This is a genomic window from Streptomyces sp. NBC_01478, assembly GCF_036227225.1.
Taxonomy (GTDB): domain Bacteria; phylum Actinomycetota; class Actinomycetes; order Streptomycetales; family Streptomycetaceae; genus Streptomyces.
On record NZ_CP109444.1, the window covers coordinates 9,756,268 to 9,770,668 of the forward strand.

At 69.0% G+C, this 14,401-nt stretch carries 13 protein-coding genes; 9 read left to right on the plus strand and 4 right to left on the minus strand.

The genetic code is table 11. The features are described 5' to 3' along the window. The first annotated feature begins 91 nt into the window (after positions 1-91). The 9 genes from OG223_RS43600 (at position 92) to OG223_RS43640 (ending at position 11,033) form a co-directional block, all read left to right on the plus strand. A complete protein-coding gene (locus OG223_RS43600) occupies positions 92-988 on the plus strand; it encodes a dihydrodipicolinate synthase family protein (RefSeq protein WP_329261545.1) in 897 nt (298 codons plus the stop codon). Between the two features lie 37 nt (positions 989-1,025). Further along, positions 1,026-2,027: a proline racemase family protein gene (locus OG223_RS43605; protein WP_329261547.1), complete on the plus strand. Its 1,002-nt coding sequence runs from the start codon at positions 1,026-1,028 to the stop codon at positions 2,025-2,027. A 50-nt stretch (positions 2,028-2,077) separates the two neighbouring features. Continuing rightward, positions 2,078-2,773 carry a GntR family transcriptional regulator gene (locus OG223_RS43610; RefSeq protein WP_329261550.1) on the plus strand — a complete coding sequence of 232 codons (696 nt, stop codon included), beginning with the start codon at positions 2,078-2,080 and terminating at the stop codon, positions 2,771-2,773. A gap of 82 nt (positions 2,774-2,855) precedes the next feature. Beyond that, a complete protein-coding gene (locus OG223_RS43615; protein ID WP_329261553.1) occupies positions 2,856-3,854 on the plus strand; it encodes a LacI family DNA-binding transcriptional regulator in 999 nt (332 codons plus the stop codon). Positions 3,855-3,964: 110 nt separating this feature from the next. After that, positions 3,965-5,311: an ABC transporter substrate-binding protein gene (locus OG223_RS43620; RefSeq protein WP_329261556.1), complete on the plus strand. Its 1,347-nt coding sequence runs from the start codon at positions 3,965-3,967 to the stop codon at positions 5,309-5,311. A 4-nt stretch (positions 5,312-5,315) separates the two neighbouring features. Beyond that, positions 5,316-6,272 (plus strand): carbohydrate ABC transporter permease, encoded by a 957-nt coding sequence (locus tag OG223_RS43625; RefSeq protein WP_329261558.1) that lies wholly within the window; start codon positions 5,316-5,318, stop codon positions 6,270-6,272. Continuing rightward, positions 6,269-7,144: a carbohydrate ABC transporter permease gene (locus OG223_RS43630; protein WP_329261560.1), complete on the plus strand. Its 876-nt coding sequence runs from the start codon at positions 6,269-6,271 to the stop codon at positions 7,142-7,144. The genes OG223_RS43625 and OG223_RS43630 overlap by 4 nt, the downstream gene beginning before the upstream one ends. 40 nt (positions 7,145-7,184) lie before the next feature. Beyond that, entirely contained in the window at positions 7,185-8,786 is a 1,602-nt protein-coding gene (locus OG223_RS43635) for a glycoside hydrolase family 13 protein (RefSeq protein ID WP_329261564.1), read from the plus strand. Between the two features lie 66 nt (positions 8,787-8,852). Beyond that, the gene (locus OG223_RS43640) at positions 8,853-11,033 is read left to right on the plus strand and encodes a discoidin domain-containing protein (protein WP_329261566.1); all 2,181 of its coding nucleotides are present in this window, start codon (positions 8,853-8,855) and stop codon (positions 11,031-11,033) included. On the opposite strand, the gene OG223_RS43645 is transcribed toward OG223_RS43640, so the two are convergent. From OG223_RS43645 to OG223_RS43660, 4 genes are read right to left on the minus strand one after another with little or no spacing between them, the layout of a single operon-like run. Further along, positions 11,002-11,820: an ABC transporter ATP-binding protein gene (locus OG223_RS43645; RefSeq protein WP_329261567.1), complete on the minus strand. Its 819-nt coding sequence runs from the start codon at positions 11,818-11,820 to the stop codon at positions 11,002-11,004. The two genes, OG223_RS43640 and OG223_RS43645, sit on opposite strands and share 32 nt — an antisense overlap. A gap of 21 nt (positions 11,821-11,841) precedes the next feature. Continuing rightward, positions 11,842-12,621, minus strand: a complete 780-nt coding sequence (locus tag OG223_RS43650) for an ABC transporter permease (RefSeq protein WP_329261570.1) — start codon at positions 12,619-12,621, stop codon at positions 11,842-11,844. Beyond that, positions 12,618-13,391, minus strand: coding sequence for an ABC transporter permease (locus OG223_RS43655; protein ID WP_329261573.1), 774 nt, complete (start codon positions 13,389-13,391; stop codon positions 12,618-12,620). The genes OG223_RS43650 and OG223_RS43655 overlap by 4 nt, the downstream gene beginning before the upstream one ends. Continuing rightward, a complete protein-coding gene (locus OG223_RS43660) occupies positions 13,388-14,356 on the minus strand; it encodes an ABC transporter substrate-binding protein (protein ID WP_329261575.1) in 969 nt (322 codons plus the stop codon). The genes OG223_RS43655 and OG223_RS43660 overlap by 4 nt, the downstream gene beginning before the upstream one ends. Between the last annotated feature and the right edge of the window lie 45 nt (positions 14,357-14,401).

The window sequence follows — 14,401 nt, forward strand, 5'->3', positions numbered from 1 at the left end:
CGACCGCCCGCCGTTCACCACTGACCGCACCGCCCGTTCGTCGCTCGTCGCCCGTCAGTAAAATGTCACACCCCATTGAGAGGGACTCCGGATGACCATCACCCCGAACCGCCCCTGGCGCGGCGTCCTCGTCGCCACCGCGCTCCCGCTGACCGATCAACTCGCCGTCGACTACGACAAGTTCGCCGAGCACTGCGCCTGGCTGGTCGACAACGGCTGCGACGGTGTCGTGCCGAACGGCTCGCTCGGCGAGTACCAGGTGCTCACCCCCGAGGAGCGCGCCAAGGTCGTCGAGACGGCCGTCGCCGCGATCGGCGGCGCGCGCGTGATGCCCGGTGTCGCCGCCTACGGCTCCGCCGAGTCCCGCCGCTGGGCCGAGCAGGCCCGCGACGCCGGCTGCGCCTCCGTGATGCTGCTGCCGCCCAACGCCTATCGCGCCGACGAGCGTTCGGTCCTCGCGCACTATGCGGAGGTCGCGAAGGCGGGGGTGCCGATCGTGGCGTACAACAACCCCATCGACACCAAGGTCGACCTGGTGCCCGAACTGCTCGCCAAGCTGTACGGCGAGGGGTACATCCACGCCGTCAAGGAGTTCTCCGGCGATGTCCGACGCGCCTACCAGCTCGCCGAACTCGCTCCGGAACTGGACCTGTTGATCGGCGCCGACGACGTGCTGCTGGAGCTCGCGCTCGCGGGTGCGAAGGGCTGGGTGGCCGGTTACCCGAACGCGCTGCCCGCCGCGAGTGTCGAGCTGTACCACGCGGCCGTCGGCGGCGACCTGGCCACGGCGAAGAAGCTGTACGAACAACTGCACCCGCTGCTGCGCTGGGACTCCAAGGTGGAGTTCGTGCAGGCCATCAAGCTGTCCATGGACATCGTCGGCCGGCCCGGCGGCCCGGTGCGTCCGCCGCGTGTCCCGCTGCTGCCCGAGCAGGAGGCCGTCGTGCGCGCCGCCACCGAGAAGGCGGTCGCGGCCGGGCTCGCGTAAGTACCCTCGCACCGGCATCGATCCACCAGGGAGCCCCATGCGCAGCACACTCGTCCTGCATGCCGTCGACTCGCACACCGAGGGCATGCCCACCCGCGTGATCACCGGCGGCATCGGCACCATCCCCGGCGCGACCATGAACGAGCGGCGGCTGTACTTCCGCGAACACCGCGACCACATCCGGCAGTTCCTGATGAACGAGCCGCGCGGCCACTCCGCGATGAGCGGCGCGATCCTGCAGCCGCCCACCCGCCCCGACTGCGACTGGGGCGTCGTCTACATCGAGGTCTCCGGCTATCTGCCGATGTGCGGGCACGGCACGATCGGCGTCGCCACCGTGCTCGTCGAGACGGGCATGGTCGAGGTCGTCGAGCCGGTCACCACCATCCGCCTCGACACCCCGGCGGGACTGGTCGTCGCCGAGGTCGCGGTCGAGAACGGCGCCGCGAAGAACGTCACCCTCAAGAACGTCCCGTCGTTCTCCGTCGCCCTGGACCGCAAGATCACCCTCGCCGACGGGCGGACGGTGACATACGACATGGCGTACGGCGGCAATTTCTACGCCATCCTGCCGCTGGACCAGTTCGGGCTGCCCTTCGACCGGTCCCGCAAGGACGACATCGTCAAGGCGGGCCTGTCCCTCATGGAGGTGATCAACGAGCGGGACGAACCGGTCCACCCCGAGGACCCGTCCATTCGCGGTTGCCATCACGTGCACCTGTACGCGCCCGGGGCGACCGCCCGGCACTCCCGGCACGCGATGGCGATCCACCCGGGCTGGTTCGACCGCTCGCCCTGCGGGACCGGCACCAGTGCCCGTATGGCGCAGCTCCACGCGCGCGGCGAACTCCCGCTGCACACCGAGTTCGTGAACGAGTCGTTCATCGGCACCGAGTTCACCGGGCGGCTCCTCGGCACCACCGAGGTCGCCGGTGTCCCCGCCGTCCTGCCCAGCTTCACCGGCCGCGCCTGGATCACCGGCACCGCCCAGTACCTGCTCGATCCCACCGACCCGTTCCCGGGCGGATTCATCCTCTAGACCGGGGATAATGGCCGGTCACGCGTGACATTGCACGACTAGGAGATTCGATGGCCGTCCAGCGAGCCAGCGCCCCGCCCACCCCCGCTCCGGATCTGCCCACGCTGGGCGGCAGGAAGAGCAGCTATCGCGAGCGGGTCGTCGATGCCCTGCGGGCCGCGATGATCGCGGGGGAGCTGCGGCCGGGCGAGGTGTACTCCGCGCCGACCCTGGCCGCCCGCTTCGGTGTCTCGGCGACGCCGGTGCGCGAGGCCATGCTGGACCTGGCCAAGGAGGGGCTGGTCGACACCGTTCCCAACAAGGGGTTCCGGGTGACCGCAGTCTCCGAGAAGCAGCTCGACGAGTACACGCACATCCGCGCGCTGATCGAGATCCCCACGGTGGTGGGGCTGGCCGAGAGCGCCGACCCGGTCTCGCTGGAGGCGCTGCGGCCCGCCGCCCGGGAGATCGTCGGCGCGGCCGTGGCCGGTGACCTCATCGCGTACGTCGAGGCCGACACCCGCTTCCACCTCGGACTGCTCGCCCTGGCCGGCAACGCCCACCTCGTCGAGGTCGTCGGTGATCTGCGCGGGCGCTCGCGGCTCTACGGGCTGACCGCGCTGGTCGAGGCCGGACGCCTACTGGCCTCCGCCCAGGAGCACTTGGAGCTTCTCGACGCGCTGTTGGACCGCGACAAACGGGCCGTGCGTGAGATCATGACCCGGCACCTGGGGCATGTCCGCGGTTTGTGGGCCGCCCACGACTGACCGGCACCGGGAGCCGTGGGTCACTTGATCCGACCCACCCATAACGCAAACCACTTGCGTATCTTGCGCTATTCTTGCGCGCATGACGCGACGACTTGCTGAGGTGGCGAAGAAGGTCGGGGTCAGCGAGGCCACGGTCAGCCGGGTGCTCAACGGCAAACCCGGAGTCTCCGAGCCCACCCGACAGGCGGTGCTCTCGGCCCTGGACGTCCTCGGCTACGAGCGGCCCACCCAACTGCGCGGCGAACGCGCACGACTCGTGGGCCTGGTCCTGCCCGAGCTGCAGAACCCCATCTTCCCCGCCTTCGCGGAGGTGATCGGCGGCGCGCTCGCCCAGCTCGGCCTCACCCCGGTGCTGTGCACCCAGACCAAGGGCGGGGTCTCCGAGGCCGACTATGTGACGCTGCTGCTGGAACAGCAGGTCTCCGGCGTCGTGTTCGCGGGTGGGCTCTACGCGCAGGCCGACGCGCCGCACGACCACTACCGGCTGCTCGCCGAGCGCAACATCCCGGTCGTCCTGGTCAACGCGGCCATCGACCACCTCGGCTTCCCCGCCGTCTCCTGCGACGACGCGGTCGCCGTCGAGCAGGCCTGGCGGCACCTCGCCTCCCTCGGGCACGAGCGCATCGGACTCGTCCTCGGGCCGGCCGACCACATGCCCTCCGCGCGGAAGTTGGCCGCCGCCCGGGCCCTGTCCGGGGATCTGCCCGACGAGTTCGTCGCCCGGGCCATCTTCTCCATCGAGGGCGGTCACGCCGCGGCCTCCCGGCTGATCGACCGGGGCGTCACCGGCATCATCTGCGCCAGCGACCCCCTCGCTCTCGGTGCGATAAGGGCCGCCCGCCGCAAGGGGCTTGGCGTCCCGTCACAAATTTCTGTCGTCGGTTACGACGACTCCGCCTTCATGAACTGCACCGAGCCCCCGCTGACCACCGTCCGCCAGCCCATCGAGGCCATGGGCCGAGCGGCCGTGGAGCTCCTGAACTCACAGGTCGGCGGTACCGCCGTACCGCCCGAAGAACTGCTCTTCGAACCGGAATTGGTAGTGCGCGGTTCCACCGCGCAAGCCCCGCGCGACTGAGCGTCGCCGCGCTGTCGAATAATTACAGATTCTGCGCGACATCTTGCGGACGGATGTCGGCGGTGCTTGAGTGTGCGGCGCCCACCGCTCCTGCCCAGAGGGGTCCACCGATGAGAAGCACCGGGTTCCGCCGCACCTTCGCCGCGATCGGCGTCTGTTCTCTTGCGCTCACTGCCTCCGCCTGCGGGTCCGGCGACGACTCGGCGAGCGGCAAGACACGCATCACGGTCAACTGCGAGCCGCCCAAGAGCGCCAAGGTCGACCGCAAGTTCTTCGACTCCGACGTCGCGGCCTTCGAGAAGAAGAACCCGGACATCGACGTCGTCACCCACGACGCGTTCCCCTGCCAGGACCCGAAGACCTTCGACGCCAAACTCGCCGGCGGCCAGATGGAGGACGTGTTCTACACGTACTTCACCGACGCCAAGCACGTCGTCGACATCAACCAGGCCGCCGATCTCACGCCGTACATCAAGGAGTTGAAGAGTTACGACACGCTGCAGAAGCAGTTGCGCGACATCTACACCGTCGACGGGAAGATCTACGGCGTCCCGCGCACCGGCTACTCGATGGGCCTGATCTACAACCGCAAGCTCTTCCAGCAGGCCGGCCTCGACCCCGACAAGGCGCCGACGACCTGGGCCGAGGTCCGGGCCGACGCGAAGAAGATAGCCGCGCTCGGCAACGGCACCATCGGCTACGCCGACTACAGCGCCCAGAACCAAGGGGGTTGGCACTTCACCGCCGAGATGTACTCGCAGGGCGGCGACGTCGTCGGCGCCGACGGCAAGAAGGCCGCCGTCGACACCCCGCAGGGCCACGCCGTGCTGCAGAACCTGCACGACATGCGCTGGACCGACAACTCCATGGGCAGCAAGCAGCTCCTCGTCATCAACGACGTGCAGCAGTTGATGGGTTCGGGCAAGCTCGGCATGTACCTCTCCGCCCCGGACAACATCCCGATCCTGGTCAAGGAGAAGGGCGGCAACTACGACGACCTCGCCCTCGGCCCGATGCCCGGCGGCCAGGGCACGCTCATCGGCGGCGACGGCTACATGTTCAACAAGCACGACACGCCCGCCCAGATCCGCGCCGGCCTGAAGTGGCTCGACAGCATGTTCCTCACCCCGGGCAGCGGCTTCCTCGGCGACTACGCCCGCGCCAAGCAGGCCAACGCGCCCGTCGGACTGCCCGAACCGCGCCTGTTCACCGGCGCCGCCGACACCAAGGACCAGCAGGTCAAGAAGGCCAACTCCAATGTCCCGGTGCAGAATTACCAGGCGTTCCTGGACGGCAACCAGTCGCTCCAGATGAAGATCGAGCCGCCGGACGCCCAGCAGATCTACTCCGTCCTCGACGGAGCTGTCTCCGCCGTCCTCACCAAGAAGGACGCGAACATCGACCAACTCCTGAAGGACGCCTCCGGAAAGATCGACGGCATCCTGGCCCGGGGCTGACCCGATGACCCGGACGGCCACCCGGAGTCCCGTCGAGCCGACGGCAGTTCGTCAGGTCGAGGCGCCGCCCCCGGCAGGGGGCCGGAGGCGGCGCCGTCTCCTGGACCAGGCCCGCGCCTACGCGTTCCTCATCGGCGGGCTCATCTGCTTCGCCCTGTTCTCCTGGTACCCGGCGATCCGCGCGGTCGTGATCGCCTTCCAGAAGTACACGCCCGGCTCCTCGCCCGAGTGGGTCGGCACCGCCAACTTCACCCGCGTCTGGCACGACCCCGAGTTCACCGCCGCCTGGCGCAACACCCTCGTCTTCACCCTGCTGGCCCTCCTCGTCGGCTTCGCGATCCCGTTCGTACTCGCCCTGGTCCTCAACGAGTTGAGGCACTGGAAAGCCTTCTTCAGGATCGTCGTCTACCTCCCCGTGATGATCCCGCCGGTGGTCACCGCCCTGCTGTGGAAATGGTTCTACGACCCGGGAGCGGGGCTTGCCAACGAAACGCTCCGCTTCCTGCACCTGCCCACCTCGAACTGGTCCAACGGCACCGACACCGCCCTCATCTCCCTGGTGATCGTGGCCACTTGGGCCAATATGGGCGGCACCGTCCTGATCTACCTGGCCGCGCTCCAGTCCATCCCCGGCGACCTGTACGAGGCCGCCGAACTCGACGGCGCGAGCCTCCTCCAGCGCGTCCGGTATGTGACGATCCCTCAGACTCGCTTCGTGATCCTCATGCTGATGCTCCTTCAGATCATCGCCACGATGCAGGTCTTCACCGAACCGTTCGTCATCACCGGCGGCGGCCCGGAGAACGCCACCGTCACCGTGCTCTACCTGATCTACAAATACGCCTTCCTCTACAACGACTTCGGCGGCGCCTGCGCGCTCAGCGTGATGCTCCTCGTGCTGCTCGGTGTCTTCTCCGCCGCCTATCTGCGGCTGACCCGCTCCGGAGAGGACGACCTGTGACCACCCGCACGCTGCTTTCCCCGGCGACCCTCGCCCGGCCGCGCGGGAAAGCCGTCTACTGGACGGTGTTCACCGGCGTCGTCGTGCTCTTCGCGCTCGCCTTCCTCTTCCCCGTCTACTGGATGGTCACCGGCGCCATGAAGTCGCCGGACGAGATCGCGCGGACCCCGCCGACGGTCATCCCCACGCACTGGCACCTCAGCGGCTACACCGACGCCTGGGACCTGATGCAGCTCCCGGAACACCTGTGGAACACGGTCGTCCAGGCCGCCGGCGCCTGGGCGTTCCAACTGGTCCTGTGCACGGCCGCCGCCTACGCCCTGTCCAAACTCAAGCCCGCCTTCGGCAAGTTGATCCTCGGCGGCATCCTGGCGACGCTGATGGTCCCCGCGCAGGCCCTGGTCGTACCGAAGTACCTGACCGTCGCCGACCTCCCGCTGATCCACACCAGCCTGCTCAACGACCCCCTCGGCATCTGGCTGCCGGCCGTCGCCAACGCCTTCAACCTGTATCTCCTCAAGCGGTTCTTCGACCAACTCCCGCGCGACGTCCTGGAAGCCGCCGAGATCGACGGCGCCGGAAAACTCCGCATCCTGTGGTCCATCGTGCTGCCCATGTCCCGCCCGGTCCTCGGCGTCGTCTCGATCTTCGCGCTCGTCGCCGTCTGGCAGGACTTCTTGTGGCCGCTGATGGTCTTCTCCGACACCGACAAACAGCCGATCAGCGTGGCACTCGTCCAACTGTCCCAGAACATCCAACTGACCGTGCTCATCGCCGCGATGGTGATCGCGAGCATCCCCATGGTCGCGATGTTCCTGGTCTTCCAGCGGCACATCATCGCCGGGATCAGCGCGGGCAGCACGAAGGGCTGACACCGCCCCCTTCGACGTCCCCGACAGAAAGGCCAGCACCGTGGGACAGCCCACCCCTGCCCAGAGCCAGGACGACTGGTGGCGCTCCGCCGTCATCTACCAGGTGTACGTGCGCAGCTTCGCGGACGGCGACGGCGACGGCACCGGCGACCTCGCGGGAGTCCGCTCCCGACTGCCGTATCTCGCCGAACTCGGCGTGGACGCCCTGTGGTTCACCCCCTGGTACCTGTCGCCGATGAAGGACGGCGGCTACGACGTCGCCGACTACCGCGCCATCGACCCGGCCTTCGGCTCGCTCGCCGAGGCCGAGAAACTCATCAGCGAGGCCCGGGAGCTGGGCATCCGCACGATCGTCGACATCGTGCCGAACCATGTCTCCGACCAGCACCCGTGGTTCCGTGCCGCCCTCGCCGGCGGCCCCGAACGCGAGCTGTTCCACTTCCGTCCCGGACGCGGCACACACGGTGAACTCCCGCCCAACGACTGGCCGTCCCAGTTCGCCGCCTCCACCGAACCCGTGTGGACCCGCCTCCCCGACGGAGACTGGTACCTCCACCTGTTCACCCCCGAACAGCCCGACCTCAACTGGGCCCACCCGGCGGTGCGCCAGGAGCACGAGGACATCCTGCGCTTCTGGTTCGAGCGCGGTGTCGAAGGCGTCCGCATCGACTCGGCGGCGCTGCTCGCCAAGGACCCCGCCCTGCCCGACTTCGTCGAGGGCCGCGACCCGAACCCCTTCGTCGACCGCGACGAACTCCACGACGTCTACCGCTCCTGGCGGGCCGTCGCCGACGAGTACGGCGCCGTCTTCGTCGGCGAGGTCTGGCTCCCCGACACCGAACGCTTCGCCCGCTACCTGCGCCCCGACGAACTGCACACCGCCTTCAACTTCGCCTTCCTGTCCTGCCCCTGGGACCCGGAGCGACTGCGTACCTCGATCGACGAGACCCTCGCCGAGCACGCCCCGATCGGCGCGCCCGCCACCTGGGTCCTGTGCAACCACGACGTGACCCGCACGGTCACCCGCTACGGCCGCGCCGACACCGGCTTCGACTTCGCCACCAAGGCCTTCGGCACCCCGACCGACCTCGCTCTCGGCACCCGGCGCGCCAGGGCGGCGGCGCTGCTGTCGCTGGCCCTGCCCGGAGTGGTCTACCTCTACCAGGGGGAGGAGCTGGGACTGCCCGAGGTCGAGCTGCCGGTCGACCGCATACAGGATCCGATGTACTCCCGCTCCGGCGGCACCGACCCCGGCCGTGACGGCTGCCGGGTGCCGCTGCCCTGGGTCGAAGAGGCGCCGTACGCGGGCTTCGGCTCGCGCGGTGAGCCGTGGCTGCCGCAGCCGGCCGGCTGGACATCGTATGCGGTCGACCGTCAGCAGCGGACCGTCGACTCCATGCTCAACCTCTACCGCGAGGCGATCCGCCTGCGGCCGGTGTTCGGTGACGGCCCCCTCACCTGGCTGCCCGCCCCCGAAGGCGTTCTCTCCTTCGCCCGAGCGGAGGGTGTGATCTGCGTGGTCAACGTCGCCGACACGCCCGTCGACCTGCCCGCGCACGCCCGGCTCCTGCTGGCCAGCGGCCCGTTGGACGACCAGGGCCGCCTTCCGCGGGACACGGCGGTCTGGTTGCACACCGCGTAGCCGCCGGCCGTCGGCCGGCCTCCTGCATCCGCTATCCCCGCACCCCCACCTCGAAGGGATCAGCACATGCACAGCACCACGTCCCTGCCTGTCAGGCACATGCCAATCATGGCCGCGGCTGTCGCGCTCGCCGCCGGCATGCTCGTCGCCCTGGCCCCGGCCGCCGCCCACGCGGCCCCGGGTGCCTCCCTCCCCTTGGCCTCCGTCGAGGCCGAGTCGGCCACCACGACCGGCACCAGGATCGGCCCCGACCACACCCAGGGGACCCTCGCCTCCGAGGCCTCCGGGCGCCAGGCCGTACGGCTCGCCTCCGGGCAGCGTGTCGAGTTCACCGTGCCGCGCGCGGCCAACGCCGTGAACGTGTCGTACAGCGTCCCGGACGGTCAGAGCGGCAGCCTCGACGTGTATGTCAACGGGGTCAAGATCGGCAGGACGCTCGCCGTGACGTCCAAGTACTCGTACATCGACACCGGTTGGATCGCGGGCGCCAAGACCCATCACTTCTTCGACAACTCCCGGCTCCTGCTGGGTCAGAACGTGCAGCAGGGCGACAAGGTCGCGTTCGTGTCGACCGGTACCCAGGTCACCGTCGACGTGGCCGACTTCGAGCAGGTCGCCGGGGCCGCCACACAACCCGCCGGGTCGGTGTCCGTGGTCTCCCGGGGTGCCGACCCCAGCGGCGCGGGCGACTCCACCCAGGCCTTCCGTGACGCCATCTCCGCCGCCCAGGGGGGAGTGGTCTGGATCCCGCCGGGCGACTACCGCCTCACCTCCTCCCTCAGCGGCGTACAGAATGTGACATTGCAGGGCGCCGGGCAGTGGTACTCGGTCGTGCACACCTCGCGCTTCATCGACCAGTCCGGCTCCTCCGGCGGCGTCCACATCAAGGACTTCGCGGTCATCGGCGAGGTGACCGAACGCGTCGACTCCAACCCGGACAACTTCGTCAACGGGACGCTCGGGCCCGGGAGTTCGGTCTCCGGGATGTGGATCCAGCACCTCAAGTGCGGCTTCTGGCTGATGGGCAACAACGACAACCTCGTCGTCGAGAACAACCGGATCCTCGACACCACCGCCGACGGCCTCAACCTCAACGGCAGCGCCCACGGCGTGATCGTCCGCAACAACTTCCTGCGCGACCAGGGCGACGACTCCCTCGCCATGTGGTCGCTCAACTCCCCGGACACCAACAGCAGTTTCGAGAACAACACCATCTCGCAGCCGAACCTCGCCAACGGCATCGCGATCTACGGCGGCACGAACATCACGGTCCGCGACAACCTGGTCTCCGACACCAACGCCCTCGGCAGCGGCATCGCGATCTCCAACCAGAAGTTCCTCGACCCCTTCTCCCCGCTGGGCGGCACCATCACGGTCGACGGCAACACCCTCGTCCGCACCGGCGCGATCAACCCCAATTGGGGCCATCCCATGGGCGCGTTGCGCGTCGACTCCTACGACAGCGCGGTCGGCGCCACCGTCAACATCACCAACACGACGATCACCAACAGCCCGTACAGCGCCTTCGAGTTCGTGTCCGGCGGCGGGCACGGCTACTCGACCGGCAATGTCACCGTCAGCGGTGCGAGCGTGCAGAACACCGGGACGGTCGTCGTCCAGGCGGAGGCGCAGGGCGCGGCGAGGTTCAGCAACGTACAGGCCACCGGCGTCGGCGCGGCCGGCGTCTACAACTGCCCCTACCCGTCGGGTTCCGGCACCTTCAACCTCACCGACGGCGGCGGCAACTCCGGCTGGAGCAGCACCTGGTCGGACTGCTCGACCTGGCCGCAGCCCGGGCAGGGCAACCCGCCCCCGGACCAGAACACCAACCTCGCCAAGGGCCGCCCGGCCACCGCGACCGGCTCGCAGGACGTCTACACGCCGGGCAAGGCGGTCGACGGCGACGCCACCACCTACTGGGAGTCCGCCAACAACGCCTTCCCGCAGGCCTGGACGGTCGACCTCGGCTCCAACCAGGCCGTACGCAGGCTGGTGTTGAAGCTGCCGCCGTCCTCCGCGTGGGGCGCCCGCACGCAGACGCTGTCCGTGCTGGGCGGCACCGACGGCTCGGCCTACTCGACCGTCGTCGGCTCCACCGGCTACCGCTTCGACCCCGCGACCGGGAACACGGTCACCGTGGCCCTGCCCAGCGGCACCAGCCTGCGCTATCTGCGGCTCAACGTCACCGCCAACTCGGGGTGGCCGGCGGCACAGTTCAGCGAAGTGGAGGCGTATCCGACTTCATGAGTCGGTCCTGAACCGGGAGAGTCCCGCGCTTCGCCGCCTGGATCTGCTCGTACACATGGGTCCGCAGTTCGGCGAAGCGCGGGGCGACCCGGGTGTGCAACTGGTCGCGCTCCAGGGGCAGATCGACCTTCAACTGCTCCTGCACGACGGTCGGGGACGCGGACAGCACGACCACGCGCTCGCCCAGGTACACGGCCTCGTCGATGTCGTGGGTCACGAACAGGATCGTGATGCCGCGCTCCCGCCACAACCCCCGTACCAGGTCCTCCAGATCGGCCCGGGTCTGGGCGTCGACCGCCGCGAACGGCTCGTCCATCAGCAGGACCTCGGGCTCGTACGCCAGCGCTCGCGCGATCGCGACCCGCTGCTGCATACCGCCGGACAACTGCCACGGATACGCCCCCGCGGCCTCCGTCAGCCCCACCGACTCCAGCGCGTCCGCGACCAGTTCACGCCTGCGCGCCTTGCTCAAGTCCTTCTGTTTCAAGGGCAGTTCGACGTTCTCGCCGACCCGCATCCAGGGGAAGAGGCTGCGCCCGTACTCCTGGAACACGAACGCCATCCCGGGCGGCGGACCGTCCACCTTCCGTCCGCTCAGGAGGACTTCGCCCGCGGTCGGGGTGAGCAGGCCGCCCATGCACTTCAGCAGGGTGGTCTTGCCGCAGCCCGACGGGCCGACGAGACAGACGAGTTCACCCGCGTCGACGGTGAAGGTGAGGTCCCGTACCGCCTCCACCCGGCGGCCGGAACCCTCGTAGACCTTGTTCAGGCCGCGTACGTCGAGCATGGACCGCCCTTTCGCGATTGTTCAGGAGGACCGGCGGGCGGCCGCGCGCAGGCCGTGGTACCAGCCGAGCACCCGCCGCTCGACCATCTGGAAGACGACGGAGAGCAGGTAACCCAGCATGCCGAGGACGAGGATGCCGGTCCACATGTCGGGGATGGCGAAGCTGCGTTGGAACTGGACGACGGTGTAGCCCAGTCCGTCGGTGGCCGCGAACATCTCGCTGATCACCATGAGGATGATCCCGATGGACAGCGCCTGCCGCAGCCCCGTGAAGATCTGCGGGCTCGCCGCCGGCAGCACCAGCGTGCGCAGCCGAGCGGCGCCCGTGACGCCGTAGGAGAGGGCCGTCTCCTTCATGACCGGGTCGACCGCGCGGACGCCCTCGACGGTGTTGAGGAGGACGGGCCAGACGCAGCCGCTCGCGATGACCACGATCTTCATCGTGTCGCCGATGCCCGCGAACAGCATGATGACCGGGACGAGGACCGGCGGCGGCACCGCGCGCAGGAACTCCAGGACCGGTTCGCACACCGCGCGCATCCGCCGGTACGAGCCGATCACCGTGCCGAGCGCGACCCCGGCGACGGCCGCGGTGGCGTAACCGGCCGTGAGCCGCAGGATGCTGGGCAGGACGTCCGTCTTGAGGCGATCGCCCGTCCATACGTCCGGGAAGGTCTTCAGAATCGTCCGCAGGGGTGGCCAGTACACGTTGGTGCTGCCGTCCGACGCCAGCCACCACACGGCGACCAGTACCGCCGGCAGCGCGAGGGCGAACAGCAGCCGGATCGTCATCCGCCTCATACCGCCACCTCCCCGCGCACCGACTGGTGCCAGGCCAGCGCCCGCCGTTCCACCGTACGCGCGCCCACGTTGATGAGGAGCCCCAGCAGACCGGTCACCACGATCAGCGCGTACATCTCGGGCACGGCCTGCGAGGACTGCGCGACCGCGATGGTCGCGCCCAACCCCGGTGCGCCGATGACCAGTTCGGCCGTGATGGTGAGGATCAGCGCGACGGCCGCCGCCAGCCGCACCCCCGTCATGACGTACGGCAGCGCGCTCGGCCACAGCACGTGCCGCACCCGGGCCCAGGTGCCCAGACCGTAGGACCGTGCCGTCTCCTCGGCGACCGGGTCGACGTCCTGGACGCCGTAGAGGACCTGGATCAGGATCTGCCAGAAGGAGGCGTAGACGACGAGCAACAGCACTGAGCGGAGTTCGGTGCCGTACAACAGCACCGCGAGGGGGATGAGGGCGACCGACGGGATCGGGCGGAGGAACTCGACCGTCGAGGCCGTCGCCTCGCGGAGGTGGGGGACGACGGAGAGCAGGACGCCGGCGACGATGCCCGCGCCGACGGCGATCGCGAGGCCGAGGGCCCAGCCGGTGAGGGTGTCGCCGAGCGCCGACCAGAAGGCGCCGTCCGTGAGTTCGTCCCAGAGCGCCGACGCGATGCGGCTGGTCGGCGGGAAGTAGGCCTCCTTGACGATGCCGACGCGCGGCACGACCTCGCCGAGGGCGAGGAAGGCCGCGAGTCCGGCCGCACCGAGTGCGGTGTTCAGTCCCCTCACGGGAGCAGCGTGGTCAGGTCGGGGGTCTTCTTGAAGAGGCTGTCGGTCTCGCTCAGCTTCTCCAGCGCCTCGATCGACGAACGGTTCGGATCGGCGGGCCACTTGGGCAGGATCACCTTGGCCAGCACGCTCGCCGGGACCTTGGTGTAGGTGGCGACGATCTGGCGGACCTCGTCCGGGTGGGCGTCGGCGTAGGCCAGCGACTCGGCGGTGGCCTCCTGGAACTTCTTGACCACGTCCGGGTTCTTGGCCTCGTACGCCGTCGACGTGAAGTACATGGCGACGGTGAGGTTCGGCGCGACGTCGACCAGCGGCCAGGCGATCTGCTGGGCGCCCTGGTTCAGCATGGTGGTGAGCGCGGGTTCGACGGCCATCGCGGCGTCGATCTGGCCCTTGTCGAGGGCGGCCGGCATCTGGTCGAAGGCCAGCTCGACGAACTTGACCTTGTCCGGGTCGCCGCCGGCCTTGCGGACGGATTCGCGTACGGCCGTCTCGTTGATGTTCTTCAGCGTGTTGACCGCGACCTTCTTGTCCTCCAGCTCCTTCGCCGACTTGAGGGTGCTGCCCTTCTTGACGACGAGGGCGCCGAAGTCCTTGCCGGACACGCCCGTTGAGGCCACACCGTTGGCGATGGCCTTCACCGGGACGTCGTTGGACTGGGCGAGCATGAGGGAGGTCATGTTGGAGAAGCCGAACTGGAACTGGCCGCTGACCACCCCCGGCACGATGGCCGCGCCGCCCTGCGCGAGGGTCATCGACAGTTTCAGGCCGTGCTTGCTGAAGAAGCCTTCCTTCTGGCCGAGGTAGAGCGGGGCGACATCGACGATGGGGATGACCCCCACCTTGACCGTGGTGGTACCGGTGGACGAGCTGTTCTGATCCGACGCTCCGTTGCCGGACGAACCGCAGGCCGACGCGGCGACCAGCACGGTTCCGGCCGCGAGGCCGACGAGCAGACGACGCATGGCAACTCCTGTGCAGACGACGGTGTTCCGACAGGCTGTGCACAA